Source organism: Nonomuraea sp. NPDC050536 (assembly GCF_044457685.1).
Lineage (GTDB): Bacteria > Actinomycetota > Actinomycetes > Streptosporangiales > Streptosporangiaceae > Nonomuraea.
In genome coordinates this window covers 1,191,170-1,215,557 of sequence record NZ_JBITHD010000001.1, presented here as the reverse complement: position 1 = coordinate 1,215,557, position 24,388 = coordinate 1,191,170, and the positions used below count along the sequence as shown (strand labels likewise).

Here is a 24,388-nt window from a genome sequence, read left to right as displayed (position 1 = left end):
CGTCGTGGTTGGGGGCAGTTGCGTTCCGTCGCGATTGGTGTGGGGCTCGCCGTACACCTCATGAGGGTGATGCGGGCTGGGCCGCGGGGGTGATGCGGAGTGGGCCGCGGACGGTGCCGCGGCCCACGCTGGGTTAGAGGTTCTTGAGGAGGGAATGCATTTGCGCTACCTCTGCCTGCTGGGCGGACTCGATCGACTTGGCGAGGGACTTGGCCTCGGGGTTGGAGCCCTGGGTCTGCTCGGTGCGGGCCATGTCGATCGCGCCGGTGTGGTGAGCGATCATGAGGCGGACGAAGAGCCGGTCGAAGGCCGCGCCCTTGGCGGATTCGAGCTTCTTCATGTCCTCCTCCGACATGATGCCGGGCATTTCATGACCCATGCCGCCGGACGGAACAGGCTTGCCCCAGGCGTCCAGCCAGCCGCGCATGGTCTGGATCTCCGGGTCCTGGGCAGCCTTGATCTTGGCGGCCAGGTCCTTGACCTGCGGGTTCTGCGCGCGGGTGGCCGCCAGATCGGCCATCTCCACGGCCTGCCGGTGGTGCGGGATCATCATCTGGGCGAACATCACGTCCGCGCCGTTGAAGGCAGTGCCCGACGGCGAGGACATGTCATGGGAAGTCGCTGTTGCGGCGGCGGGCGACGGCATTGTGGCCATATCGCGGGAAGTCCCGCCGCACGCCGTCAGCGCCGCGAGCGCCCCGACTGCCAGAGATGTGAGGATGATGCGGTTGGTCATGGTTCTCCTTCGGTGATGCGGTGAAAGGTCGTCTGTCGCGCGACAGCCGGCCTAGATGCGCAGCACCGACAGGAGGGTGATGATGGGCTGCGGCGGCGGTCTGGCCACGGGAAGTGCCACGATCTCGCCGTCGGAGGGTTCTTCTCGGGTACGGCGCGCCAGCCCGGCCGCCGCGATCAGCGTCAGCACCAGCAGTGGCACGAGCACGGCAAGGCAGACGGAGCTCGGGTCCGGCATCCGATGATCGTCCGAGGCCGTCGAGGGCGCGCCCTGAAGGTGCTCACGCGCCGACATCGCCATCCCCGAGGACGGCGTGACGTGCCCGAGGGTGTGCATCCCGCACACCCCTACTACGAGGAATACGAACAGAAGCATCCCACCCAAGGGCATACGGACCGAGCTGCCCATACTCCCCCTCAGCTAGATCGACCCGCCGAATGCTGAGCACCATACTACGACGAGCAATCGTAGGATCGACACGAGGCACGCCCGTGCCCATCGCGCCATGCATCGTCAGGCGATACTCAGATCGCATGACCGGTCGGCGTACCGAGACCTGGACGGGCCGCCCCCGACGACCCTGTCCTCGCTTACCCGGAATCCCTTTCGGATGTGCCCGTCTCGTCGACCCTTTCGGGTATGCCCGTCTCGTCGGCCCTTTCGGATGTGCCCGTCTCGTCGAGCCTCTCGGGTGCCTGTTCGGTGAGGACTCGTTGCGCTACGGCGAAGGCGGAGTTGGCCGCCGGGACGCCGCAGTACACCGCGGTCTGGAGGAGGACTTCCTTGATCTCGTCGGGCGTGAGGCCGTTGCGGAGCGCGGCCCGCACGTGCATGGCCAACTCCTCCAGATGCCCCCGGGCGACGAGGGCGGTAATCGTGATGCAGCTACGGGTGCGACGATCGAGCCCCGGCCGGTTCCAGATACCGTCCCAGGCGTAACGGGTAATCATGTCCTGGAAGTCCGCGGTGAACGGCGTCGTCCTGGCCACCGCGCGATCCACATGCTCGTCCCCCAACACCTCCCGCCGAGTCCGCATCCCCGCCTCCCAACGCCCATCCCCGCCATCCCCGGCCTCCTCAGCAGGCGCGGCGTCCCCGGCACTCGAAGTGTCCCCGGCACAAGCGGTGTCCCCGGTATGCGTGGTGTCCGTCGAAGGCGGGATGTCCACGGAAGCCGTGGTCTCCATGGAAGGTGGGGGTGCTGGCTTGCCGTACTGGAGGAAGGTGAGGATGGCGTGGGCGGACGCCTCGGGGCGTTGGACGGTGGCGAGGTGGGCGGCGTCGGGGAGGACCGTGAGGGTGGCGTCGGGGATGGCCTTGGCAAGCGTGAGAGCGTGGTCGAGCGGCGTGGCGGGGTCGTCGGAGCCGGCGATGACCAGGGTGGGCGCCTTGATCGTGGGTAGGCGGTCGCGGAGGTCGTAGGCCGCGAGGGCCTCGCAGCAGGCCGCGTACCCCTCGGGGTCCACCTGGTCGAGCATGTCCAGCACCCAGCCGCCGTCGAAGCCGTTGGTGAACCAGCGTTCGGCCAGCGCCGGTGCCAGGATCCGCACTCCTTCCCTGCGTACCAGTGCGGCCCGTTCGAGCCATGGTCCCGGCTCGCCGAACCGCGCCGACGTGCAGCACAGCACCAGCCCGGTCACCCGCCCGGTCACCCGCGTCGCGATCGCCGTGGCGACCGCCCCGCCCAGCGAGATCCCTCCCACAGCGAACCGCTCGTCCTCCACGAGCTCCAGTACGGCCGCCGCAATCTCCTCCACCGACAACGAACCAGCCCCCGCCGAAGACGAGCCAGCCCCTGAGAAGGAGTCGGTCTTGCGTGAGCGCGGGGGGGTGTCTCCTGAAAGGGGGGAGGGGGAGAGGCCGTGGCCGGGGAGGTCGTAGCGGAGGACTCGGTAGAACTGGGTGAGGCGGGACAGGTGGGGGCGCCAGACGTCCAGAGTGGTGCCGAGCGAGGGGCCGAGGACCAGGAGCGGTGCTCCGGATGGGCCGTCGATGCGGTGATGCAGCTTCACAGCTCTCCCAGGATTCTGTCGATCAGTTCCGAGGCCACGCCGAGGTAGCCGCCCGGGTCCTGGTCGGCATCGGGGTGTACGGCGAGCCGTTCGGAGACGAGGCCGGATCCGGTGAGCCCGGCGTTCGCCCGCATCTTGTCCGGAAATATCAGCAATCCGGTGACGAGCTCGACCGCCGTGGCCGTGGCTCCCCCGGTGAGCCGGAGGCACTCCCGCAGCGGAAGCCACGAAGCCTGCCACGCCCCGGCCGCCCGCTCGTGCTCGCCCACCGCGTAGAGCACCTGGGCGTACGCGGGCACCTGCAGCGAAGCCGACCGGATCAGGATCGACAGGGCGGAATTCCGCTTGTGCGGCATGGCCGACGAACCGCCCTCCGTCGACTCGGCCACCTCCCCCACCTCGGTCTGCGCCAGGAGGATCACGTCGGTCGCCAGCTTGCCGAGGGCGCTGGCCGTACCGGCCAATGCGGCCCCCAGCGAGGAGACGACGGAGCGCTCGGCGTGCCATGGGTAGGCGGGGGCGGCGAGGCCGAGCTCGGCGGCGTAGAGGTCGACCAGGGCGAGGGCGTCCCAGCCGCGCTCGACCATGGCCGCGAGCGTCCCGGCGGCGCCGCCGAGCTGGGCGGGGAAGCGGAGGGCGGTCAGCGCGTCGCGGGCCCTGATCAGCCCGGCGAGCCAGCCCGCGGCCTTGAGCCCGAAAGTGGTGGGTACGGCGTGCTGTCCCAGCGTACGCGCGGCCATCACGGTCGCCCGGTGGGTGTCGGCGAGCGCGGCCAGTGTCTGTATGACCGTGGCCAGGTCGTCCAGGATCACGCCCACCGCCCGGGACGACACGAGCATCGCCGCGCTGTCCACGATGTCCTGACTGGTCGCCCCCAGATGCACAAATTCCGCCGCCGAAGCACCTCCAGGACCCGAGGGAGGCTGGTGGCGGAGGGTGGTGCGGAGGCTGGTGAGGAGGGGGAGGATGGGGGTGGCGGAGGCGCGGGACTGGAGGGCGAGTTCGGCGGGGTCCGGCGTGAGGGAGGCCGCGACCCGGGTGATCGTCTCGGCGGCCGACGCGGGGATGAGGCCCAAGCGGGCCTGAGCGCGCGCCAGGGCGCCCTCGCACTCCAGCATGGCCCGCACCCACGCCTCGTCCGAGGTGACCCCCGCCACCCGGGTCCCCGCGACCACGGGCGCGAGCAGGTCAGAACTCAAGGAAAACCGTCTCCCCCGCCCCCTGCAACCGCACGTCGAAGCGATACGAGTCTCCCTCAGAAGAGGCGATGAGCGTGGCACGCCGCGCGGGCTCCAGCGAGTCGAGCAGCGGATCCGGCACGTCCGCGAGGTAGACCCGGGTCAGCAGCGACCGCAGCAGCCCGCGGGCGAAGACCTGCAGGGAGAGGTACGGCCCGCCAGGCCGCGCCGTACGGAATCCAAAGGAACCATCAGCAGCTGTGGCGCACCGCCCGAACCCCGACACGGCCCCGGGAGTGCGCAGGAGTGCGCCCCCGGACCCGGGGGAGCCGGTCCAGAGCTCGAGCAGCGCGTCGGGCACCGGCTCCCCCGCGCCGTCGAGCACCCGGCCGGCCAGGGTGATCGCCCCGGGGTGCCCGGAAGGGACCAATTCCCAGTCGCCGGGGTAGGGCAGGGCGTGGCTGAAGAAGGGACCCACGGTCTGCGACGGGGTGATCATCACGCCTCCATCGGGGTGCGCCCGAGCACGATGTCGAAGCGGTATCCGAGGGCCCACTCGGGTTCGGTCAGCTCCAGCTCGAACGTCGAGATGAGCCGCTGTCTGGCGGCCTCGTCGGGGATGGACTGGAAGATCGGGTCGAACGGGAACAGCGGATCGCCGGGGAAGTACATCTGGGTGACCAGCCGCTGCGTGAACGCCTGCCCGAAGACCGAGAAGTGCAGGTGCGCGGGCCGCCAGGCGTTGGGGTGGTTGCGCCACGGATAGGCGCCGGGCTTGATGGTGACGAAGCGGTAGTTGCCCAGCGAGTCGGTCAGGCAGCGTCCCGCACCGGTGAAGTTGGGGTCGAGCGGCGCCGGGTGCTGGTCGACGGGGTGGGCGTAGCGGCCTGCGGCGTTGGCCTGCCAGAGCTCGACCAGCGTGCCGGGCACGGGCCGCCCGCCGGAGTCGAGCACGCGGCCGGTGACGATGATCCGCTCGCCGATGGGCTCGCCGGCGTGCTGGCGGGTCAGGTCGTGGTCGAGCTCGCCGACCTCCTCGTGGCCGAAGACCGGGCTGGTCAGCTCGATCGCGTCCGGGTCGGCCGTGAACGGCACCGGCTTCTGGGACGGCGCCCGCAGCGCGGTGCTGCGGTAGGCGGGGCTCAGGTAGGGAGGGTGGGTCACGGCAGCAGCTCCGTTCCGGTCGCGGCGCGCACCTCGTCAGCACTCACTCCGGGCGCCGTCTCCACGAGGCGGAGGCCGGAAGGCGTGACGTCGATGACGGCCAGGTCGGTGATGATCCGGTTCACGCACGCCTTGCCGGTCAGCGGCAGCGTGCACTCCGGCAACAGCTTGGGGCTCCCGTCGCGGGCGGTGTGCTCCATCACCACGAGCACGCGGCGGGCGCCGTGCACGAGATCCATCGCGCCGCCCATGCCCTTGATCATCTTGCCGGGGATCGCCCAGTTGGCCAGGTCGCCCGTGGCCGAGACCTGCATGGCGCCGAGCACGGCCACGTCCACGTGCCCGCCGCGGATCATGCCGAACGACAGCGACGAGTCGAAGTAGGAGGCGCCGGTGGTGACCGTGACGCTCTCCTTGCCCGCGTTGATCAGGTCGGGATCCACCTCGTCGGGAGTCGGGTAGGGGCCGACGCCGAGGATGCCGTTCTCCGAGTGGATCACCACGGTCCGGCCGCCGAGGTGGGCGGGGATCAGCGTGGGCAGGCCGACGCCGAGGTTGACGTAGCAGCCGTCGGGCAGCTCGGCCGCCGCCCTGGCCGCGATCTCATCTCTGGTCCAGGCCATCAGGAACGCACGATCCTCTTCTCGATGGGCTTGTCGGCGGCTTCCGAAGGGGTCAGGGCCACCACGTGCTGCACGAAGATCCCCGGGAGGTGTACCTCGGCCGGGTCCAGCTCGCAGAGCTCCTCGACCTCGGCGATCGTGACCCGCCCCGCCATGGCGGCCAGCGGGTTGAAGTTCCGCGCGGCCTTCGAGAACACGAGATTTCCGTAAATATCGCCTTTCAAGGCTCGCACCAGCGCGAAGTCCGTCACGATCGACCGCTCCAGCAGGTACGGCACGCCGTCGAAGACCCGCACCTCGCGAGGAGGCGAGGCCACGGCCACGGTCCCGTCGGGGTGGTAGCGCCACGGGAGCCCGCCCGACTCGACCAGGGTCCCCACCCCGGCGGGCGTGTAGAAGGCGGGGATCCCGCTGCCTCCGGCGCGCAGCCGCTCGGCCAGCGTCCCCTGCGGGATCAGCTCGACCTCCACCTCGCCGGCCAGGTACTGCCGGGCGAACTCCTTGTTCTCCCCCACGTACGACCCGGTGACGCGGGCGATCTGCCCGGCGCCCAGCAGTTCGCCGAGCCCGCGCCCGTCGGTGCCGCAGTTGTTGGACACCACGTGCAGCCCGCCGACCCCACCGGCCAGCAGCGCGCGGAGCAGCACCGACGGCACCCCGGCCAGCCCGAACCCGCCGACGGCGATCGAAGCCCCGTGGCCGATCACCGAGACCGCGGCGGCAGCGGAATCCACGACCTTGTTCACCACGGCATCCCCACGTAGTTCTCGGCCAGCGTCGTCGCGGCGGCTTCTGAGGAGGTCACGTAGTCGAGGTAGGAAAGCTGCAGGCGCCGCCCGTAGGCGTCGTCGGACTCGAAGGTGTGCAGCAGGGTGGTCATCCACCAGGAGAAGTGCTGTGCCCGCCACACCCGCTTCAGGCACGCCGCCGAGTACCCGTCGAGCAGCTCGGCCGAGCCGGTTCTGAAGAACAGGTCGAGCGCCTCGGTCAGCACCCGCACGTCGGCCACGGCCAGGTTGAGCCCCTTGGCTCCGGTGGGCGGCACGATGTGGGCGGCGTCGCCGGCCAGGTACAGCCGGCCGTACTGCATCGGCTCGGCGACGAAGCTGCGCATGGGCGTGACGCCCTTCTCCACGATCTCACCCGTCGACAGCGTGAAGCCGGGCACCGACTCCAGGCGGGCCTTGAGTTCGGCCCAGATGCGCTCGTCCGGCCAGTCGTCGAGCGAGGCGTCCGGCGGGACCTGCAGGTAGAAGCGGCTGATCGTGGGCGATCGCATGCTGTGCAGGGCGAAGCCGCGTTCGGTCCTGCTGTAGATCAGCTCCTCGGAGGAGGGCGCCACCCGGGCCAGGATCCCCAGCCAGGCGAAGGGATACTCCCGCTCGAAGTACGTCAACTCCCCCGAAGGGATCGCAGGCCGCGAGATGCCGTGGAAGCCGTCGCACCCGGCGATCACCTCGCAGTCCAGCCGCTCGCCGCCGAAGGTCAAGTACGGCGCGGCCTCCAGCGAGTGCACCTCCACGTCCTCGACCTCGAACCGGACGTCACCGCCGGCCTCGAGCCGGGCGGCGATCAGGTCCTTGACCACCTCCTGCTGGCCGTACACCGTGATGGCACGGCCGGGCACGAGCTTCTCGAACGGGATCCGGTGTCCCGAGCCGCCGTAGCGCAGCTCGATCCCGTGGTGCACCAGCCCCTCGCGCAGCATCCTGTCGCCGACGCCCGCCTCGACGAGCGTGTCCACCGTGCCCTGTTCGAGCACCCCTGCCCTGACCCGCCGCTCCACGTAGTCGCGGCTACGCCGCTCGAGCACGACCGAGGAGATGCCGCGCAGATGGAGGAGGTGGGACAGGAGCAGACCTGCGGGGCCTGCCCCGATGATCCCGACCTGAGTTCGCATGAGGAGAGCATGCAGCCCGCGCCCGGGCCGAACCCAGAGGGGCCTTCCACTCAGTGGAATAATTGCCCCATGGCAGGCGGATCCCGTGAACCCGGCAGGTCGGTGACCTCGCGTGTCCTGGCCATCCTCGGCGCGTTCGACGCCGAGCACCCGCTGCTGAGCCTGTCCGACCTGGCCAGGCGCAGCGGCCTGGCGCTGAGCACGGTGCACCGGCTGACCGCCGAGCTGGAGGGGTGGCAGGCGCTCAGCCGCGCGCCCGACGGCCGGCTGCGCGTCGGGCTGCGACTGTGGGAGCTGGGCCAGCTCGCGCCCGGGCGCCTGCAGGACGTGGCCCACCCCTGGCTGCAGGACCTGTTCACCGGCACGGGCGAGAACGTGCACCTGGCCGTCCGCGACGGCCTGGAGGTGCTCTACGTCGACAAGGTGTACGGCAGGCGGGCGGTACCCATCGTGTCGCGGGTGGGCAGCCGGCTGCCGATGCACCCGACGGGGGTCGGCAAGGCGCTGCTGGCCTACGAGCCTGACTGGTTCGTCGAGGCCTACCTGCGGCGCAGCCTGGAGCGGCCGACCTCGCACACGATCACCGAGCCGGGGCGGCTGGCCCGCGAGCTGGCCACGGTGCGCGCCCAGGGGTACGCGCTGACGTTCGAGGAGATGACGCTGGGCTCCTGCTCGGCCGCCGCGCCGGTGCTGGTGGACGGGCGGCCGGTGGCGGCGCTCGGCATCGTGCTGGCCTCCAGGCGGGCCAGGGAGCTGCCCAGGCTGGTGGACCCGCTGCTACATGCCGCATCGGGGATCGCAGGGGCACTCCTGGGGTCTAGTAACCCCATGTAAGCGCGTGATGGCTGTCCGTTATATGCTGTTGGTCATACGAGATCCCTTTCTCGTGTGGCGGCCGCCCGCCCTACTTCGCCGTCGCGGCGGGCGGCCTTGTCCTTGATCGAGAAATATCCGAGCGAGGGGTGAAACGCCCGGCGCCCAGCCGGACAGCTCTGAGGTGTATCGACCGATGAGGAGCTGTAGATGCGATTGATCACCGTGCTCGCCGGAGCCGTCCTCGCGGCCGGGGCGCTGTCCCCTGCCGCGAGCGCCGCCACGCGCCCCACGCTGGCCGACTGCGTGGGCAAGCCGCAGGTGAAGCCCAAGGAGATCATCCTGGCGTGCGCGGACGGGGGCGACGTCGTGCACAAGCTGAAGTGGACCTCGTGGGGCAGGCGGACGGCCCAGGCGACCGGTGTGGAGAGCGTCAACACCTGCGACCCGAACTGCGTCGCGGGACACTATGAATCCCACCGGGTCAAGGTGACGCTGCGCGGCGACGGCAGGCACTTCACCAAGATCATCATCAACGGCAAGGTGCACGAGAGGCGGTAGCGGCTTCGTGGCCGATCGGGCGCGTGAGCGGTTCACTCGCGTGTTCGCCGACCACCACCGGGCCGTGCTCGGCTACCTGCTGCGGCGGGCCGACGAGCACGACGCGCAGGACGCTCTGTCGGAGACGTTCCTGGTGGTCTGGCGCAGGCTGGACGCGGTTCCGGCCGACGACCCGCTGCCGTGGCTGATCGGCGTGGCGCGCAACGTGCTCAACAACCAGCGCAGGAGCGCGGTCCGGCGGGAGGCGCTGCGGGAGCGGGTGATGGCGCACGCCGTACCCGCCCATCACGACCCCGCGCCCGCGCCGGACGGCGCGGTGATCTCGGCGCTGCGGCTGCTCGGGGAGCGCGACCGGGAGGTCCTCATGCTGCACGCGTGGGAGGACCTCTCGGCGGCGCAGATCGCCCAGGTGATCGGCGGCACCGCCGCGGGGGCGCGGTTGCGGCTGCACCGGGCGCGCAGACGTCTCGTCCAGGCGCTGGAGGAGGTCACGCGATGAACGAGCACGAGGCCCTCGACGCCCTCCGCGCGGCCGACCCCGCCCCGCACCCCTCGCTCCCCGAGGACCGCCGCACCACAATCACCGAAACCATCATGTCCTCGGCGCTTCCGATCGATGGCGCCGGGAGTGCGAGGTGGTGGCGCGGAGGGCCGCGGCCCTGGGTCGTGGCCGGCGTGGCCGCCGTGCTCGTCGTGGTGATCGCCATGGGTGCCGTGGTCGGGTCGTGGCGGGATGCCCGCCCGGCGGCGGCCGAGGTGATGGAGAGCGCGGCGCGGGCCGTGACCTCGGCGGAGACGACCTACCAGCGGATCCCCGATGAGCGGCAGGCCTACCAGAGGACGACCGAGACGACCGCCTACGACGCCGGCGGCTACCGGTACACGGTCGAGCGAACCGTGGAGACGTGGGTGTCCCCCGACGGCGTGGCCAGGGTCAAGACGACCATGGGCGCGCCCCGGTTCGCCGACCCCGGCCACGAGAGGGCCTGGCGACAGCAGGGCGGGCCGAGGCTGCCCGGCGTGAGCGTGCCCGGCGCGACCAAGGGCCCCGCCGTCTACCAGGTGGGCGACGCCCAGCTCGACTACCAGGCCATGCTCGCCCTGCCCAGGGACCCGGGACGGCTGCAGGCACGCCTGGGCCGCGACCGGTTCGACGCCGCGAGGAGGCTGCTGATGGCCCCGGCGCTGCCGGGAGACCTGCGGGCGGCGCTCTACCGGGTGATCGCCGCCCTGCCCGGCATCACCGTCACCGAGGCCACGCCGGGAAGGGTCACGGTGACCCGCGGGGGCGACCAGCTGTCGCTGGATCCGCGCACGGGCGCGGTGCTGTCCAGCGGCACCACCGTCGTGCGCCAGGCGGGCCTGGTGAACTGCGTCTCGACCGTCGAACGCCCTGCCAGCATCATCCTGACCTGCGCCGACGCCAACCACGTGCTCGAGAAGCTGACCTGGGCGCAATGGGGCGGTCTGGTGGCCAGGGCCGCGGGCGTGGCCACGGTGAACACCTGCGACCCCGACTGCGCCGGCGGCCGGTTCGTGAGCTATCCGGTCGAGGTCACGCTCGACGGGCAGCACGTCTGCGGCCAGAACCTGACCCTCTACACCAGGGCCCGCGTCCATTACCTCGACCGGGTTCCGCGCGGCCTGCACCGCACCGACGTGACCGATCTTCCGTGCGGTCCGTGAGCGGCTGTTTACGTTTTCGTTACCCTGCGCCCCTTGCTGGTCTTTCCTAGGGCTCTGTACGGTCCATCCATTGCCACTTAACAACTTGTTCAGTACAGCCAACCGAGAGGTTCGATGACTGAATCCGAGACCGCCCGCCTGGGAGCGCGGATTCGCGCCTACCGGACGATGCGTCGCATGACCGTGCGCGGTCTCGCCGGCGAGGCGCAGGCCAGCCCCAGCTTCATCAGCCAGTTGGAGCGCGGGCAGACCAGCGCCAGCATCGGAATGCTGCGGCGGATCGCCGGAGCGCTCGGCCTCACGGTGGCGGACCTGTTCAACGAGGAGGACGAGGTCGGCCACCGGGTCGTCAAGCGCTCGGAACGGCCTGAACTACACACGGCGCCGGGAACCCGCAAGTTCCTCATCTCCCAGCGCCCGCTACAGGACCTGGAGGTCTACGCCGGGGAGTTCGACCCCGGCGCGTCCACCGGCGCCGAGCCGTACACCCACGGCGACTCGCAGGAGATCTTCCTCGTCGTGAGCGGCCAGGTCACCCTCTGGCTCTCCGACGCCTCGCACGTCCTCACCCCGGGCGACAGCGTGGAATACCGCACCTCAGTCCCCCACCGCGTCGTCAACGACGGCGACGAGACCGCCGAGGTCCTCTGGATCATCGCCCCACCCACGCCCGCCTGACCCACCCACCGCTTACCTGGGCAGCAGTCGCAAACTGGAGTTGAGGCTGGCCGACGGGTCGTCCGCGCTGGTGCGCGAGCAGGCCGGTAGCCTCAGCGAAGCCCGGCCAGGCGACGAGGTGACGCTGACGTGGCGCGTCGCCGACGCCGTACTTCTACCTGATTCGCCCGATGTGGAGGATGTAGCAACGTGAAGGGCATTCCGCTGACAGGAGACTTCGCCAACGGCGGCGTCTCGTTCTGGTACCGGCAGATCGGTGTGCCGGACCGCCGCGCGGCGCTGCCCGGCTCCCGCGAGTACGACGTGGCGATCGTCGGCGGCGGTTACACCGGGCTGTGGACCGCGTACTACCTGAAGAAGGCGCAGCCCGACCTGCGCATCGCGATCCTGGAGAAGGAGTTCGCCGGGTTCGGCGCCTCCGGGCGCAACGGCGGGTGGCTGTCGGCCGAGTTCGCCGGCTCGCGCCAGCGGCACGCCAAGGCACGCGGCAGGCAGGCGATGATCGACCTGCAGCACGCCATGTTCCGCGCGGTCGACGAGGTCATCGACGTGACCCGCGAGGAGGGCATCGACGCCGACATCCACAAGGGCGGCCTGGTGCACGCCGCCACCAACCCCGCGCAGCGGCGCCGCCTGCGCGAGGAGCTGAAGGAGCTGCGCACCTGGGGGTACGGCGAGCAGGACCTCAGGCTGATGGACCGCGACGAGCAGCGCGAGCGCATCCAGGTGGCCGGCGCGCTCGAGGCCACCTACTCCCCGCACTGCGCCCGCATCCAGCCGGCCAAGCTGGCCGTCGGCCTGGCCCGCGTCGTGGCCGAGCTGGGCGTGGACATCTTCGAGGGCACCACCGTGACGGAGATCCGGCCGCGCGTGGCCGGCGGCAAGGCCTCTGCGGTGACCTCGCACGGCGTGGTCTCGGCCGAGTACGTCATCCGGGCCACCGAGGGGTTCACCGCCTCGATCCAGGGCCAGCACCGGCAGTGGCTGCCGATGAACAGCTCGATGATCGTGACCGAGCCGCTGCCGGCCGACGTGTGGAAGCACATCGGCTGGGAGGGCCGCGAGCTGCTGGGCGACGAGGCGCACGCCTACATCTACGCCCAGCGCACCTCCGACGACAGGATCGCGATCGGCGGGCGCGGCGTGCCCTACCGGTACGGCTCGCGTACCGACGTGCGGGGTGCCACCCAGGCCTACACCGTGGCGCTGCTGTGGCGGATGCTGGTCAAGCTGTTCCCCGCCACGGCCGACGCACGCATCCAGCACTCCTGGTGCGGGGTGCTGGGCGTGCCGCGCGACTGGTGCTCGACCGTCCACCTCGACCACGCCACCGGCCTGGGCTGGGCCGGCGGGTACGTCGGCAGCGGTGTCACGACCACGAACCTGGCCGGCCGTACGCTGCGCGACCTGGTGCTGCGGAACGACACCGAGCTGACCGCGCTGCCGTGGGTGGGCCGCCAGGTCCGCCAGTGGGAGCCCGAACCGCTGCGCTGGGCCGGGGTGCAGGTCATCTACGCGCTGTTCAGGGCGGCCGATCGGCACGAGAACGACCGCGGCACGAACACCTCGCTCTACGCCCGGCTGGGCAACCTGATCAGCGGACGCTAGGGGGATCTGTCATGACGTATCTGCCGAACGCGCTGGACGCCGAGCTGCCCCCTGCGCAGCCCAAGCCCACCAGCCTGACCGGACAGCGGGAGTCCACGCTGGAGCTGTGGACCAGTGGCGGCGCCGAGGCCGGCATCTGGGAGTGCGAGGCCGGCCGCTTCACCGCCGTGCGCGACGGCTTCCACGAGATCTGCCAGATCCTGTCCGGGACGGCCACCCTGACCGGCGAGGACGGGCAGGTCGTGGAGCTCGGGCCGGGCTCGACCGTGGTGCTGCCCGACGGGTGGCGCGGCACGTGGGACGTGCACACGCCGATGCGCAAGACCTACGTGACGGTTCAGACCGGCGGGACGAGCTCGAAGTAGCGGCCGGCGTGGTCGATCATTCGGCCGCACCGCGCCACGGGTCCCAGTCGACCTCGAGTGGTTCCTGCGGCGGCCGCTCCGCCTCGGGCACGTGCTGCAGATTGACCCTGATGCGGTACCACACGCTCGATCTTCCCCGCATGCCGTCGACCAGCACGTCGGCGGGCTCGAGTTGGGCGGCGACGTCCGGGTGGCGGGCCTTCCAGCGTTCGAGGCCCTCCATCGCCTCGTGCTTGTGCTCGGCCCTGGCGATCTCGATGACCGGCATCGTCTGCTGGCGGCGCCCCTCGCCCTTGGGCGGCTTGGGCGCGGGCCCGAGCTCCTCGGCCAGCCGCAGCAGCCCGTCGAGGGAGCCCGGGTACAGGTCCATGTCCTCCCACGGGTCGCCCATCTCGGCCAGGCGCTTGGGCACGGTGTCGACGGTGAAGACGGCCGGGTCGCAGCCGGGCACCTCGTCCCAGGTCAGCGGGGTGGACACGCGGGCGTCCTGGACGGCGCGGACGGAGTAGGCCGAGGCCACGGTGCGGTCGTAGGCGTTCTGGTTGAAGTCGACGAACACGCCGTGCCGCTCCTCCTTCCACCAGCGGCTGGTCGCGATCTCCGGGGCACGCCGCTCGACCTCGCGCGCCACGGTCTCGGCCGCCTTGCGCACCTGGGCGAACGGCCAGCGTGGCTCGATCCTGGCATAGACGTGGAAACCGCGTGAGCCTGACGTCTTCGGCCAGGCGGTCAGCCCGTGGTCGGCCAGCACCTCCCTGGCCACCTGCGCGGTGCGCAGCACGTCGGCCCAGTCCACGCCGGGCACCGGGTCGAGGTCGATGCGCAGCTCGTCGGGGTGGGACAGGTCGGCGGCGCGCACCGGGTGCGGGTTGAGGTCGACACAGCCCAGGTTGATCACCCACAGCAGCTGGGCCAGGTCGCCGACCACGACCTCCGCCGCACTGAGCCCGGAGCGGTAGCGCAACTCGGCCACCTCGATCCAGTCGGGCCGCTTGGCGGGCGCCCGCTTCTGGAAGAAGGCCTCCTGCTCGATGCCGTGCACGTACCGCTTGAGGATCATCGGCCGCCCCGACACGCCGCGCAGTGCCCCCTCCCCCACAGCCTGGTAGAAGCGGATCAGGTCGAGCTTGGTGTGTCCCGAGACGGGGAAGACCACCTTGTCGGGGCTGGTGATGCGCACTTCGCGCCCTGCGACCTCGATGTCAGGCATACCGCCAAGATACGCGCCGCCACCGACAGCCTCCGGGCAGCGACGCTCTAGCCAGACAGCTCTCCGGACGCGTTCTCCCAGTAGGCGAGGCCGAGCGCGCGGTGGGTCTCGAGCGCCCTGGCGGCGTGATGTGCCGCCGGGCCTGGGCGTTCGAGGCGGGTGGCCAGGCGGGCGAGCACGTCGTGTACCGAGCCCCAGGCGGTGCTGCCGACGCCGAGCACCATGAGCTGATCGGCGATGGGCAGCAGCCGGTCGTACAGGGCCGCGGGGTCGGGGGTGCCGAGGCGGGCGGCGATCAGACCCCATACGGGCCAGACGAAATCGGCCGTCCAGTCCTCGCGCAGCTCGGCTCCCCAGCGGCCGAGCAGCCGCCGGGCCAGCGCCTCGTCGCCGGTGTCCAGCGCGGCCAGGATCGCCATCGGCCGCAGCGGGCTGGGACCCGGCCGGTCCGCCGCGGCGACCAGCTCGTCGAGCACCTCGCCCACCCGGCCTTGGCCGCGGCGGCAGGTGTAGACGAGGCCGAGCCGCCGCGCCTCGGGACCCCACAGCGTCGAGCCGAACGTCAGCGAGGGGAAACGGGCCAGCAGCGCCTCCGCCTGGTCCCACTCGGCGCGCAGGGTGTGCCTGGCGCACTCGCAGACCCTGACCATGGCCTCCAGCTCGGGCCTGCGCACCTCTGCCAGCAGGCGGTCGCACGCGGCCAGCTCGCGCTCCCACTCGCCCAGCTCGCCCGCCCGCAGCAGGCACGACATCCGCGTCACTGCGGCCACCAGCCGCGCCTCCCTGGCCAGCCCGGGGATCTTCGCCATCTCCTCGGCCGCCAGCCTGCGCTCGGCGTTCCTGCCGGGCACGAAGCTGACCAGCAGGTAGTTGTTCAGCGTCCTGGCCAGCAGCTCGGGCCGGCCGAGCCGGCGGGCGATCGCCACGGCCTCCAGCGCGTGCCGCTCCCCCTCAGCGCGCCGCGGCCCGTAGTGCAGCTCGACCCCGAGCGTCCCCAGCAGCGTCGCCCGCTCTGCCTCACCGGTCCCGGTGAGGAGGGACTCCAGGGTGGCGACCATCGCCTCGTCGACGGTGCCGTAGGGGCGCCACATCCACACTGACAGGCCGCCGGTGGCCGACGCGGCGGCGACCAGCGCGTCCCTGTCGCCCACCCGCTGCGCCATGGCCAGGGCCTCGGCGGCATTCCGCGCCGCCCCTTCCGCGTCTCCCACGGTACGGCGGGCCTGCGTCAGCGCCGTGAGCAGCCGGCTGCGCTCGGCCGAGTCGCCAGGCGGCAGGTTCGCCAGCGCCAGCTCCCACAGCGCCACCGCCTCGGCGTACCCGTGGCGGCGCCCCGCCTCCTCGGCTGCCCGGCCGGCGTACCGCACCGCCCTGGGGCCGCCACCCACCACCGAGGCGGCCGCGAAGTGCCCGGCCAGCGCGGCGGGATCGGCGCCGGGCAGGCTCTCCAGGTGTTCGCCGGCCCGCAGGTGCAGCCGGGCCCGCTCGAGGCGGCCGAGCCCGGCGTCGAGGGCCTGCCGTACCAGGGCGTGGGAGAAGCGGAAGTCGGCGCCCTCGGCCAGCAGCCCGGCGGCGAGCGCGGGCTCGAGCCTGGACAGCGCCTCCTCGAAGGGCACCTCGAGCATGGCGGCCAGCAGGTCGAGCCGGAACTCGCGCCCGGCGACGGCGGCGGCGCGCAGCGCGGCGGCCGTCTCGGCGGGCAGCCTGGCGACCCGCCAGTCGATGACGTCGCGGGCGCCTGGCGGGACCAGGTGGCGTTCCGCGGCGGGCAGGCGGAGCAGCTCGCTGAGGTAGAACGGGTTGCCGCCCGAGCGTTCGAGCAGTTCGCCGGGATCGGCGTCGATGGCGTGGCGGCGCAGGTAGTCGCCGACCTCGGCCTGGCCGAACGGTTGGAGCGGCACCCGCACGGCCTCCCTGGACAGGGCGCCGGGCGGCGTCTCGGGCCTGAGCGTGGCCACGACCAGGGCGGGGGTGCGGGCGAGCTCGCCCGCCACGTACTCCAGCAGCTTCAGCGAGGAGGCGTCGGCCCAGTGCAGGTCGTCCAGGACGAGCAGCATCGGGCCGCGGCGCAGCTCGGCCACCACCTGGTCGTAGAGGTCGAACAGTTCGCCGGGCACCTCGGCGGGGATGAGCCCGGCCTGGATCCACGGCCAGAACGCGGGCGCCGTGCCGTCCTCCAGGCAGCGGCCCCACGCCACCCGGAAGCCGCGCGCGGCCGCCTCGTCGGCGGCGGCGCGGGCCAGGCTCGTCTTGCCGATGCCTGCCTCGCCGGTGACCAGCAGCAGGCCGCCCCTGCCCGTCCTGGCGGCGGCCAGCCGCTCCTCGACCAGCCGCACCTGCTCCTGCCTGGCGACCAGCGCGTGGCCGACCAGCTCGGGGCCTGGCTCGGCGAGGTGGACAGGGGCCGGCTCGGGGGCGGGCGTGTCGAGCTCGGGGGATTGGTCGAAGACCGCCTGCTCCAGCCGTTTGAGCTCGGGCCCCGGCTCGATCCCGAGCTCGTCCGACAGCAGCGCCCGCACCTCCCGCAGCGCCGACAGCGCGTCGGCCTGCCGTCCGGCCTGGTAGAGGACACGCACCAGCAGCCCCCAAGCCCGCTCCCTGTAGGGGTTGGCGGACACCAGCGACTCCGCCTCGGGCACGCCGGCCCGCCCGAGCGCGAGGCGTGCCGCGAGCAGGTCCTCCAGCGCGCCCAGCCGCACCTCTCCCGGCCAGTCGGGCGCGAGGCCGGGGAACTCGGCGAGCGGTTCGCCGCGCCACAGCTCAAGCGCCCGTTCCAGCCTCTGGACGGCGTCGTGGGCCCGCCCGCCGCGCAGCAGCCGCCGCCCGTCCTCGGCCCAGGCGGCGAAGCGCGCCAGGTCCACCTGCCCGGGCGCGACGTCGAGCAGGTAGCCGGGCTCGCGGGTGAGCAGCACCTTGGGCGGTGTGCGCGGCCTGCGTCCCGGTTCCAGTACGCGCCGCAGGTGGGAGATATAGGCCTGCAGGGTCGCGGTCGCCTTGGCGGGCGCCTCGCCCGCCCACAGCTCCTCGATCAGCCGGTCGAGCGGGACGACGCGCCCCGGCGACAGCGCCAGCATCGCGACGACCGCGCGCTGCTTGCGCGTGCCGAGGTCGAGCCGGTTGCCGTCGGCGTCGTCGACCTCAAGCGGCCCGAACAGTCTGATTTCCATCGACCTCAAGTCAACCCCAAGTCCCGCGCAAAGGTGAAAACGCAAGCTTGGGGACATGAACGAGCTGAAGAACATGATCAACGGCAGGGTGCTGCTCCCCGGCGACGACGGCTTCGACGCGGCCCGCACCCCGTGGAACCTGGCGGTGGAGCAGCCGGTGCGGGCGGTCGTCGAGGCCGCGGACGCCGACGACGTCGCCGCCACGGTCGGCTTCGCCCGGCTGAACGGGCTCGCGGTGACCGCGCAGGCCTCGGGGCACGGCGCCTCCGGCGCGACCGACGGCGCGATCCTGCTGCGCACCCACCGGCTGGGCGGCGTGTCGATCCGGGACGGCGTGGCACGCGTGGGCGCGGGCGTGAAATGGCAGCAGGTCCTGGACGCCGCGAGCCCTCTCGGGCTGACCGGGCTGGCGGGCAGCTCGCCCGCGGTCCCCGTGGTCGGTTACACCCTGGGCGGCGGGCTGAGCTGGTTCGGCCGCAGGTACGGCTGGGCGGCCGACAGCGTGCGCGCCTTCGACGCCGTGGACGCCGGCGGCGCCACGGTCAGGGTGACGGCCGAGTCCGACCCTGACCTGTTCTGGGCGCTGTGCGGCGGTGGCGGCGACTTCGCGCTGGTCACGGCCGTCGAGTTCGACCTGCACCCCGCTCCGCAGCTGTACGGCGGGCGGATCATGTGGCCGGTCGAGCGGGCGCCGGAGGTGCTGGCCGCCTTCCGCGAGGTCACCGCGGACGCGCCGGCCGCGCTGACGGTCTGGTTCGACCTGCTGAAGTTCCCCGGCGCGCCCGGCTACGTCGCGATCGACTGCACCTACCTGGGCGAGCACCCCGGCGCCCTGCTGCGCCCCTTCGACAAGATCGACGGCGCGATCTCCGACACCCGGGGCCCGCTGGCCATCGCCGACCTGGGCTCGATCTCGGCCGAACCCACCGACCCCGGACCCGGCATGGCCAGGGCCGAGCTGCTGACCGGGCTGGACGACGCGGTCGCCGAGATCCTGCTCGGCACGCCGATCGATCCGCTGATCAGCGTCCAGGTCCGCCACCTCGGCGGGGCGCTGACGGGCAGGGTGGCCGAGCCGTACGGGCTGTACCTGTTCGGGCACCCGTCACCCGGCACGGCCGACCGCATCGACGGGTTCCGCGAGCGGCTGGTGCCGTACACGACGGGACGCAAGCCGTACACCCTGCTGGCGGCGGGCGAGAGCGCGGCGGCGGCGTTCTCCGGCGCGGACCTGGCCAGGCTGCGCGACATCAAGCGGGCCAGGGACCCGCTCGGCGTCATCAGGGCGAACTTCCCCGTTCTCGGCTGACGGGGATCTCCAGGCCGGCCTTGACGCGGTCGAAGACCGGGAGCGTGTTGTAGCGCCTGATGTTGGCGTCGTTCTTGAACAGGTGCTCGCCCAGTTCCCGGCAGTGCGGCATGTCCCTGACGGCCAGCACGACCACGTAGTCCCACTCCCCCGCCACCGCGTAGCACTGCTGCACCTCGGGCGTGGCCAGCATGCGCCCGGCGAAGCGCGCGTGGTGCTCACTCGACTCGCGCTCCAGCGTCACGAGCACCACCGCGAGCAGCGCCCCGCCGACCGCGTCGGGCGCGAGAATCGCCACCTGCCGGTCGACGATCCCGGCCCGCTGGTAGCGGCCGATGCGCCGCTGCACCGCGCTCGGCGACAGCCCGACCTCCTCGCCGAGCTGCCTGAGCGTACGGCCGGCGTCGCGCTGCAGCAGGTCGAGCAGGCGCCGGTCGAGGGGATCCAGGTCGGTCACGCAACAATGTTGCGTGGGAGCGGGAAAAGTTTCAATCGGCGCCTCCGGCCCCGCGGTTATGGTCGCCGCATGGAGATGGATCTGGACGTGGGCCGCATCGCGCAGGCCGCCAAGACGATCGACCCGGCGTTCCTGAACACGCCGCAGTACTTCGACGAGCAGCTGTCGGCCCGGCTCGGCCGGGAGGTCCTGGTCAAGGTGGAGACCGCCAATCCGCTGCGCTCCTTCAAGGGCCGCGGCGCCGACTTCCTGATGAGCGGGCTGAAGCCAGGCACCCGCACGGTTTGTGTGTCCTCCGGCAACTTCGGCCAGGCCATGGCCTTCACCGGCCGCGCCCACGGCGTCCCGGTGGAGGTGTTCGTCCGGTCCGACATCAACCCGGCCAAGAAGGCGCGGATGGTGGCCTTCGGAGCGGAGGTGATCGAGGCGGGCGACGATCCGCTGTCGGCCGCCCACGAGCATGTGGACAGGCATGCCGACCGGGTCTTCATCGCCGACGGCAAGGAGGCGGCCGTGGCCGAGGGGGCCGGGACGATCGGCCTGGAGCTGCTCGAGTCCGGGCCATTCGACGCTGTGGTCGTGCAGGTCGGCGACGGCGCGCTGATCAACGGCGTCGGCCTGTGGGTGAAGGAGCACGCGCCCGGCACCCGCGTCATCGGCGTGTGCGCGGCCGGCGCGCCCTCGCTGGCCGAGAGCTGGCGCGCCGGCCACGTCGTGCGCAGGGGACAGCACACGGTGGCCGAGGGCATCAACATCGACGACCCGGTGCCGGAGTCGGTCGCCAGGATGCGGCATCTGGTCGACGACTTCGTGCTGGTGGACGACGAGGCGATCCTGGCCGCGGCCCGCCTGGCCAGGGACACGCTCGGCCTGCTGGTGGAGCCTGCCGGGGCGGCGGGGCTGGCCGCGATCGCCACCCACGACCTGCCCGGCCGCCGCCTGGCCGCGATCCTGACCGGCAGCAACCTCCGCCCCGGCGTCCTCGACTAGCGGCCCCGACCTCCTGCTAGCCCAGAAGCGCTCGCATGCGGTCGATCTCCGCGGACTGGGATCGGTCGATGTCGGTGGCCAGTCGGCGGATGCCCGGGTCGCGGCCCTGGCGCAGCACGGTGCCTGCCAGCCGGAGCGCGACCTCGTGGTGCTCGATCATCTGCTGGAGGAAGAGCCGGTCGAAGGCGGCGCCGTGGGCGGCTTCCAGCGCCGACAGGTCGTGGCCCGGTCCGTGCCGGGGGCTGCGGCCCAGCTTGGCCAGCCAGGTCGTGAGCCAGGTGATCTCCGCCTCCTGCGAGGCCCTGACCCGGCTCGCCACGGCCCTGACGGCCTCGGTGCCGGTGTGCCCGGGCACCAGCGCGGCCATCTCCAGCGCCTGCCGGTGGTGGTCGACCATGGCCTCGGCGAAGAGTACGTCCGCGGCGTCCGGTTCGAGCGGCGGCGCCACGGTCTGCCCGGGGGTGGCCGTGCCCGCCGGACGGCCCGGCTCGCCGGGAAGGATGACGGGCGGCCCGCCGGTGGGCACCACGCCGTGCGCGGGCTGCTGTGCCGTACACCCGCTGATGACTATCAACGCGGCAAACCAGGCGTTACGGTTCATCCTGGGGAGAATCTACGACGGATGGTGCCGCCATGCGACGGGGTGTCTTAGCAGGATTTTTCGCGTTATGTCTGGCCGCGTGTACGGCGCAGCCGCCTGCCCCGCCTCCCTCGAATCCCGCCACCCCCGCCGCCGCGGCGGCCGCGCCCAGCCAGTCGCATACCACGATCAAGCCGGAAGACCTGGCCTCCTACGACAGGACGGCCACGCACAGCGGCAACCTGCTGCCCGTGGCGGGTGTAGCGCGGCGGGCGCCGTTCGACACCGACGCCGCCATCGGCTCCGACCTGGCCTTCACCGGGAACTACGCGATCGCCGGCAACTACGAGGGCTTCATCGTCTACGACATCAGCCGCCCGGAGCGGACCTCGATCGTCAGCCAGGTCTACTGCCCGGGCCCGCAGAACGACGTGACCGTCAGCGGCGACCTGCTCTTCCTGTCGGTCGACTCGCCGATGACGGGCCCGAGCTGCCGCAGCCCGATGGCGCTCGACGCAGGCTGGGAGGGCATCCGGATCTTCGACCTGGCCGACAAGCGCAGCCCGCGCTACGTGGGCGCGGTCGCGGTCCCGTGCGGCTCGCACACGGCCACCCTGGTCCCCGGCCCGACCCCGGAGGCCGTCTACCTGTATGTCTCCTCCGTGCCCACTCATCAGGGCGTCACGCCGGAGTGCGAGGCGCACAAGGGCAAGATCGGCGTGGTCAAGGTCCCGGTGCACGACCCGGCCAAGGCCGCGCTGGTGGGCGAGCCGGTGGTGCTGCCCGACGGCGGCACGCCGTTGCAGCGGCTGAGCTACGGCGGCTGCCACGACATCACGGTCTTCACCGCGCGCAAGCTCGCCGCCGCGGCGTGCATCGGCGACGGGCTGCTGCTCGACATCGCCGACCCCGAGCATCCGAAGGTGCTGGACCGGATCCAGGATCCCCAGCACTTCGGCTACTGGCACTCGGCCGTCTTCAACGCCGCCGGGACCAGGGTGGTCTTCTCCGACGAGTTCGGCGGCGGGCTGTCGATCGTCTGCGACCCGAAGACCGAGCCAGGCTACGGCGGCGACGGGATCTACGACATCGTCGACCGGAAGCTGAAGCTGCGCGGCTACTTCAAGATCCCGCGTCCCGAGCTGGAGCCGGAGACCTGCAGCGCGCACAACGGCTCGCTGGTCCCGGTGACCGGCCGCGACATCATGGTGCAGGGCTGGTACGAGGGCGGAGCGTCGGTCATCGACTTCACCGATCCCGCGCACGCCCGCGAGATCGCCTACTTCGAGCGCGGCCACTCCCCCGCCGAGTTCGGCGGCTCCTGGTCGGCGTACTTCTACCACGGCTACATCTATTCCAACGACATGCTGGAGGGCCTGGACGTCCTCCAGCTCACCGGCGTCCCGTTCGCCGAACCGGCCACCACCCAGCTGAACGCCCAGACTCAGTAATAGCGAGGATCGACAGGGGCATGCTCCGTTACGCCTTCGGGTCGTAGATGCCGGCCATCGCGGTGAGCGTCTCGACTAAGCGTTCGCGCAGGTAGGCGGGGGCGATGACCTCCGCGCCCGCGCCGAGCCTGAGCAGCTCGGAAATCGCCTGGTCCGGCGACTCGATCGGGATCCGCACCTCCACCCAGCCGCCCGACTCCCGTGCCGTCGCGCGGGCGGCCAGGACGACGGCGCGCTCCATGACGTTGGGCAGGTGCTCGAAGGTCTCCGGCGAGAGCCGGACCGTCGCGGTGTCGCGGTGACGGCGGGCGTCGAACGACTCCAGGTACTCCTGCCAGTGCCCGGCCAGATCGAACCCGTCGGGCCGATCGAACCGCTCGTCGAGCACGCGCAGGTCGGCGATCCGCGAGATCCGGTAGGTCCGGATCCGCTCCCCGGTGCGGCCGACCAGATACCAGTGCCCAGCCTTCAGCACCAGCCCGAGCGGCTCCACGGTCCTGGTGACCTCGCGCGGCTCGGCCCAGCGCAGGTACCGCATCCGCACGGCCCGCCCGTTCCACACCGCGTCGGCCACGCTCGTCAGGTACGGCGTGCGGTCCGCGTCCCGGTACCAGGCCGGCGCGTCCAGGTGGAACCGCTCGGCGATGCGTCCCGCGCGGTCGCGCAACTCGGCGGGCAGCGCGGACATGAGCTTGAGCTGCGCCGCGGTCACGATCGCGCCCAGCCCGAGATCGGCGGCCGCGCCTGGCAGCCCGGTCAGGAACAGCGACTCGGCCTCGTCGCCCGTCAGCCCGTTGAGCCGTGTGCGGAACCCGCCGAGCAGCCGGTAGCCGCCCTCGTGGCCCGGCTCGCCGTACAGCGGGATGCCCGCGGCGCTGAGGGAGTCCATGTCGCGGTAGACCGTGCGGACGGACACCTCCAGCGTGTCGGCGAGCTCCTGGGCGGTCACCCGCTCGCGCGTCTGCAGCAGCAACAGGATCGACATCAACCGGCTTGCCCGCATGGTCCGGATTCTGCCGCAATCACCTGACAGAAGGTGTCAGGGGACCGTGGCTAACGTCCGCGGCATGGACATCGAACAGTTCGTCAACCGGTACGTGGCAGTGTGGAACGAGCCCGACGCCGGGCTGCGCAGGCAGGCCGTCGAAGAGCTGTGGGCAGGCGACGGCGTCGAGTACGTGGAGACCGCCGAATTCCGCGGGCACGACGCGCTCGAGGCACGGATCGCGGAGGCCTACAAGGAGTTCGTGGGCACCGGCCGTTTCACGGTCGGCTTCGCCGGGGACGTGCTCGCCCACCACGACGCGGTCACGTTCACCGTGCAGCTCCGCACGCCCGAGGGTGAGGCGGCGTGGGCCGCCCGCGTGGTCGCCATCCTGGGCGACGACGACCTCATCCGCTCCGACCACCACTTCACCGTGCAGGACCTGGCGTCCTGACGTACTCCTCGCGGGGCAGTGCCGACAGCGCCCGTACCACCCGCAGGAAGGCGTGGCGGTCGGCCTCCGGCACGCCCGCGAGGAGGCGGTCCTCGTTGGCCCAGATCTCGGCCTGGACCGCGCGGCGGACCCGCCGTCCCTCAGCGGTGATTGCCAGCAGCCGGACCCGGCGGTCGTCCGGGTCCGGGGTGCGTTCGATGAGGCCCGCATCCTGCAGCTCGTCGAGCGTGCCGATGATGCGGGTCTTGTCGGCGCCGATGGCCTGCGCGAGAGCGGCCTGGGTGCGCATCGGCTCGCCGTCCAGGGCGTTGAGCACGACATATCCCCACATGGACACCCCATGCGCCGCCAGCACCGGCAGCTCGGCCGCGATCAGGTTGCGGACCAGCGGCTGCATCATCGCCGCGAGATCGCGCCGCCCGCCTTCGTGATCCGTCATCCCCGGAAGCGTACTCCTTGAC

The 24,388-nt window shown here is 71.9% G+C and carries 27 protein-coding genes; 12 read left to right on the top strand and 15 right to left on the bottom strand.

The window, feature by feature from the left end; translation table 11 throughout:
- Window positions 1-133: 133 nt before the first annotated feature.
- The 9 genes from ACIBHX_RS05920 to ACIBHX_RS05880 form a co-directional block, all read right to left on the bottom strand.
- Window positions 134-736 carry a DUF305 domain-containing protein gene (locus ACIBHX_RS05920; protein ID WP_397064626.1) on the bottom strand — a complete coding sequence of 201 codons (603 nt, stop codon included), beginning with the start codon at window positions 734-736 and terminating at the stop codon, window positions 134-136.
- A 51-nt stretch (window positions 737-787) separates the two neighbouring features.
- Window positions 788-1,111: a hypothetical protein gene (locus tag ACIBHX_RS05915; RefSeq protein WP_397064624.1), complete on the bottom strand. Its 324-nt coding sequence runs from the start codon at window positions 1,109-1,111 to the stop codon at window positions 788-790.
- Between the two features lie 215 nt (window positions 1,112-1,326).
- A complete protein-coding gene (pcaC, locus tag ACIBHX_RS05910) occupies window positions 1,327-2,748 on the bottom strand; it encodes a 4-carboxymuconolactone decarboxylase (protein ID WP_397064622.1) in 1,422 nt (473 codons plus the stop codon).
- Window positions 2,745-3,947, bottom strand: a complete 1,203-nt coding sequence (locus tag ACIBHX_RS05905) for a lyase family protein (protein WP_397064620.1) — start codon at window positions 3,945-3,947, stop codon at window positions 2,745-2,747. Before ACIBHX_RS05905 ends, pcaC begins: the two co-directional genes overlap by 4 nt.
- Window positions 3,937-4,425, bottom strand: coding sequence for a protocatechuate 3,4-dioxygenase subunit alpha (gene pcaG, locus ACIBHX_RS05900; RefSeq protein WP_397064618.1), 489 nt, complete (start codon window positions 4,423-4,425; stop codon window positions 3,937-3,939). Before pcaG ends, ACIBHX_RS05905 begins: the two co-directional genes overlap by 11 nt.
- Window positions 4,425-5,090, bottom strand: a complete 666-nt coding sequence (gene pcaH / locus ACIBHX_RS05895) for a protocatechuate 3,4-dioxygenase subunit beta (protein WP_397064617.1) — start codon at window positions 5,088-5,090, stop codon at window positions 4,425-4,427. Before pcaH ends, pcaG begins: the two co-directional genes overlap by 1 nt.
- A complete protein-coding gene (locus tag ACIBHX_RS05890) occupies window positions 5,087-5,713 on the bottom strand; it encodes a 3-oxoacid CoA-transferase subunit B (RefSeq protein ID WP_397064615.1) in 627 nt (208 codons plus the stop codon). The genes pcaH and ACIBHX_RS05890 overlap by 4 nt, the downstream gene beginning before the upstream one ends.
- Window positions 5,713-6,459 (bottom strand): CoA transferase subunit A, encoded by a 747-nt coding sequence (locus ACIBHX_RS05885; RefSeq protein ID WP_397064613.1) that lies wholly within the window; start codon window positions 6,457-6,459, stop codon window positions 5,713-5,715. The genes ACIBHX_RS05890 and ACIBHX_RS05885 overlap by 1 nt, the downstream gene beginning before the upstream one ends.
- Entirely contained in the window at window positions 6,456-7,613 is a 1,158-nt protein-coding gene (locus tag ACIBHX_RS05880; protein WP_397064611.1) for a 4-hydroxybenzoate 3-monooxygenase, read from the bottom strand. The genes ACIBHX_RS05885 and ACIBHX_RS05880 overlap by 4 nt, the downstream gene beginning before the upstream one ends.
- 69 nt (window positions 7,614-7,682) lie before the next feature.
- Between ACIBHX_RS05880 and ACIBHX_RS05875 the strand changes: the two genes are divergently transcribed.
- From ACIBHX_RS05875 to ACIBHX_RS05840, 8 genes are all read left to right on the top strand, one after another.
- A complete protein-coding gene (locus ACIBHX_RS05875) occupies window positions 7,683-8,447 on the top strand; it encodes an IclR family transcriptional regulator (protein ID WP_397064609.1) in 765 nt (254 codons plus the stop codon).
- A 189-nt stretch (window positions 8,448-8,636) separates the two neighbouring features.
- Window positions 8,637-8,987 (top strand): hypothetical protein, encoded by a 351-nt coding sequence (locus ACIBHX_RS05870; RefSeq protein WP_397064607.1) that lies wholly within the window; start codon window positions 8,637-8,639, stop codon window positions 8,985-8,987.
- Between the two features lie 7 nt (window positions 8,988-8,994).
- Entirely contained in the window at window positions 8,995-9,486 is a 492-nt protein-coding gene (locus ACIBHX_RS05865) for an RNA polymerase sigma factor (protein ID WP_397064605.1), read from the top strand.
- Window positions 9,483-10,673: a hypothetical protein gene (locus tag ACIBHX_RS05860; protein WP_397064603.1), complete on the top strand. Its 1,191-nt coding sequence runs from the start codon at window positions 9,483-9,485 to the stop codon at window positions 10,671-10,673. The genes ACIBHX_RS05865 and ACIBHX_RS05860 overlap by 4 nt, the downstream gene beginning before the upstream one ends.
- Window positions 10,674-10,787: 114 nt before the next feature.
- Complete coding sequence (locus ACIBHX_RS05855) at window positions 10,788-11,351, top strand: helix-turn-helix domain-containing protein (protein ID WP_397064602.1); 564 nt, start codon at window positions 10,788-10,790, stop codon at window positions 11,349-11,351.
- 16 nt (window positions 11,352-11,367) lie between these two features.
- Window positions 11,368-11,544 (top strand): TOBE domain-containing protein, encoded by a 177-nt coding sequence (locus ACIBHX_RS05850; RefSeq protein ID WP_397065030.1) that lies wholly within the window; start codon window positions 11,368-11,370, stop codon window positions 11,542-11,544.
- On the top strand, window positions 11,541-12,959 hold the full coding sequence (locus ACIBHX_RS05845; protein ID WP_397064600.1) for an NAD(P)/FAD-dependent oxidoreductase: 1,419 nt from the start codon (window positions 11,541-11,543) through the stop codon (window positions 12,957-12,959). The genes ACIBHX_RS05850 and ACIBHX_RS05845 overlap by 4 nt, the downstream gene beginning before the upstream one ends.
- An 11-nt stretch (window positions 12,960-12,970) precedes the next feature.
- Window positions 12,971-13,324: a cupin domain-containing protein gene (locus ACIBHX_RS05840; protein ID WP_397064598.1), complete on the top strand. Its 354-nt coding sequence runs from the start codon at window positions 12,971-12,973 to the stop codon at window positions 13,322-13,324.
- A 16-nt stretch (window positions 13,325-13,340) separates the two neighbouring features.
- Here the strand turns inward: ACIBHX_RS05840 and ligD are convergent, their stop codons facing one another.
- Entirely contained in the window at window positions 13,341-14,534 is a 1,194-nt protein-coding gene (gene ligD / locus ACIBHX_RS05835; protein ID WP_397064596.1) for a non-homologous end-joining DNA ligase, read from the bottom strand.
- A gap of 47 nt (window positions 14,535-14,581) precedes the next feature.
- Entirely contained in the window at window positions 14,582-17,701 is a 3,120-nt protein-coding gene (locus ACIBHX_RS05830; protein ID WP_397064594.1) for a BTAD domain-containing putative transcriptional regulator, read from the bottom strand.
- A 55-nt stretch (window positions 17,702-17,756) separates the two neighbouring features.
- Here ACIBHX_RS05830 and ACIBHX_RS05825 point away from each other — a divergent pair, with 55 nt between their 5' ends.
- Complete coding sequence (locus ACIBHX_RS05825) at window positions 17,757-19,010, top strand: FAD-binding oxidoreductase (protein ID WP_397064592.1); 1,254 nt, start codon at window positions 17,757-17,759, stop codon at window positions 19,008-19,010.
- Here the strand turns inward: ACIBHX_RS05825 and ACIBHX_RS05820 are convergent.
- Window positions 18,982-19,467, bottom strand: a complete 486-nt coding sequence (locus ACIBHX_RS05820) for an Lrp/AsnC family transcriptional regulator (protein WP_397064590.1) — start codon at window positions 19,465-19,467, stop codon at window positions 18,982-18,984. The genes ACIBHX_RS05825 and ACIBHX_RS05820 overlap by 29 nt on opposite strands.
- 69 nt (window positions 19,468-19,536) lie before the next feature.
- Between ACIBHX_RS05820 and ACIBHX_RS05815 the strand changes: the two genes are divergently transcribed.
- On the top strand, window positions 19,537-20,457 hold the full coding sequence (locus ACIBHX_RS05815) for a threonine/serine dehydratase (RefSeq protein ID WP_397064588.1): 921 nt from the start codon (window positions 19,537-19,539) through the stop codon (window positions 20,455-20,457).
- A gap of 16 nt (window positions 20,458-20,473) precedes the next feature.
- On the opposite strand, the gene ACIBHX_RS05810 is transcribed toward ACIBHX_RS05815, so the two are convergent.
- On the bottom strand, window positions 20,474-21,058 hold the full coding sequence (locus ACIBHX_RS05810) for a DUF305 domain-containing protein (protein WP_397064586.1): 585 nt from the start codon (window positions 21,056-21,058) through the stop codon (window positions 20,474-20,476).
- Window positions 21,059-21,090: 32 nt separating this feature from the next.
- Between ACIBHX_RS05810 and ACIBHX_RS05805 the strand changes: the two genes are divergently transcribed.
- On the top strand, window positions 21,091-22,488 hold the full coding sequence (locus ACIBHX_RS05805; protein WP_397064584.1) for an LVIVD repeat-containing protein: 1,398 nt from the start codon (window positions 21,091-21,093) through the stop codon (window positions 22,486-22,488).
- A gap of 28 nt (window positions 22,489-22,516) precedes the next feature.
- On the opposite strand, the gene ACIBHX_RS05800 is transcribed toward ACIBHX_RS05805, so the two are convergent.
- Window positions 22,517-23,491: a helix-turn-helix transcriptional regulator gene (locus ACIBHX_RS05800; RefSeq protein ID WP_397064582.1), complete on the bottom strand. Its 975-nt coding sequence runs from the start codon at window positions 23,489-23,491 to the stop codon at window positions 22,517-22,519.
- A 64-nt stretch (window positions 23,492-23,555) separates the two neighbouring features.
- On the opposite strand from ACIBHX_RS05800, the gene ACIBHX_RS05795 reads away from it, so the two are divergent.
- On the top strand, window positions 23,556-23,927 hold the full coding sequence (locus tag ACIBHX_RS05795) for a nuclear transport factor 2 family protein (protein ID WP_397064580.1): 372 nt from the start codon (window positions 23,556-23,558) through the stop codon (window positions 23,925-23,927).
- On the opposite strand, the gene ACIBHX_RS05790 is transcribed toward ACIBHX_RS05795, so the two are convergent.
- Window positions 23,902-24,366, bottom strand: a complete 465-nt coding sequence (locus ACIBHX_RS05790) for a MarR family winged helix-turn-helix transcriptional regulator (RefSeq protein ID WP_397064578.1) — start codon at window positions 24,364-24,366, stop codon at window positions 23,902-23,904. The two genes, ACIBHX_RS05795 and ACIBHX_RS05790, sit on opposite strands and share 26 nt — an antisense overlap.
- Window positions 24,367-24,388: the final 22 nt, after the last annotated feature.

What these genes read in the sequence shown, in the direction of transcription:
- ACIBHX_RS05825 (WP_397064592.1), top strand. Translation starts at nt 17,757, where the DNA reads ATGAACGAGCTGAAGAACATGATCAACGGCAGGGTGCTGCTCCCCGGC.
- ligD (WP_397064596.1), bottom strand. Translation starts at nt 14,534, where the DNA reads ATGCCTGACATCGAGGTCGCAGGGCGCGAAGTGCGCATCACCAGCCCC.
- ACIBHX_RS05810 (WP_397064586.1), bottom strand. Translation starts at nt 21,058, where the DNA reads ATGAACCGTAACGCCTGGTTTGCCGCGTTGATAGTCATCAGCGGGTGT.
- ACIBHX_RS05920 (WP_397064626.1), bottom strand. Translation starts at nt 736, where the DNA reads ATGACCAACCGCATCATCCTCACATCTCTGGCAGTCGGGGCGCTCGCG.
- pcaG (WP_397064618.1), bottom strand. Translation starts at nt 4,425, where the DNA reads ATGATCACCCCGTCGCAGACCGTGGGTCCCTTCTTCAGCCACGCCCTG.
- ACIBHX_RS05915 (WP_397064624.1), bottom strand. Translation starts at nt 1,111, where the DNA reads ATGCTTCTGTTCGTATTCCTCGTAGTAGGGGTGTGCGGGATGCACACC.
- ACIBHX_RS05855 (WP_397064602.1), top strand. Translation starts at nt 10,788, where the DNA reads ATGACTGAATCCGAGACCGCCCGCCTGGGAGCGCGGATTCGCGCCTAC.
- ACIBHX_RS05795 (WP_397064580.1), top strand. Translation starts at nt 23,556, where the DNA reads ATGGACATCGAACAGTTCGTCAACCGGTACGTGGCAGTGTGGAACGAG.
- ACIBHX_RS05890 (WP_397064615.1), bottom strand. Translation starts at nt 5,713, where the DNA reads ATGGCCTGGACCAGAGATGAGATCGCGGCCAGGGCGGCGGCCGAGCTG.
- ACIBHX_RS05805 (WP_397064584.1), top strand. Translation starts at nt 21,091, where the DNA reads ATGCGACGGGGTGTCTTAGCAGGATTTTTCGCGTTATGTCTGGCCGCG.
- ACIBHX_RS05800 (WP_397064582.1), bottom strand. Translation starts at nt 23,491, where the DNA reads ATGCGGGCAAGCCGGTTGATGTCGATCCTGTTGCTGCTGCAGACGCGC.
- ACIBHX_RS05840 (WP_397064598.1), top strand. Translation starts at nt 12,971, where the DNA reads ATGACGTATCTGCCGAACGCGCTGGACGCCGAGCTGCCCCCTGCGCAG.
- ACIBHX_RS05790 (WP_397064578.1), bottom strand. Translation starts at nt 24,366, where the DNA reads ATGACGGATCACGAAGGCGGGCGGCGCGATCTCGCGGCGATGATGCAG.
- ACIBHX_RS05880 (WP_397064611.1), bottom strand. Translation starts at nt 7,613, where the DNA reads ATGCGAACTCAGGTCGGGATCATCGGGGCAGGCCCCGCAGGTCTGCTC.
- ACIBHX_RS05860 (WP_397064603.1), top strand. Translation starts at nt 9,483, where the DNA reads ATGAACGAGCACGAGGCCCTCGACGCCCTCCGCGCGGCCGACCCCGCC.
- ACIBHX_RS05830 (WP_397064594.1), bottom strand. Translation starts at nt 17,701, where the DNA reads ATGGAAATCAGACTGTTCGGGCCGCTTGAGGTCGACGACGCCGACGGC.
- ACIBHX_RS05815 (WP_397064588.1), top strand. Translation starts at nt 19,537, where the DNA reads ATGGAGATGGATCTGGACGTGGGCCGCATCGCGCAGGCCGCCAAGACG.
- ACIBHX_RS05875 (WP_397064609.1), top strand. Translation starts at nt 7,683, where the DNA reads ATGGCAGGCGGATCCCGTGAACCCGGCAGGTCGGTGACCTCGCGTGTC.
- ACIBHX_RS05870 (WP_397064607.1), top strand. Translation starts at nt 8,637, where the DNA reads ATGCGATTGATCACCGTGCTCGCCGGAGCCGTCCTCGCGGCCGGGGCG.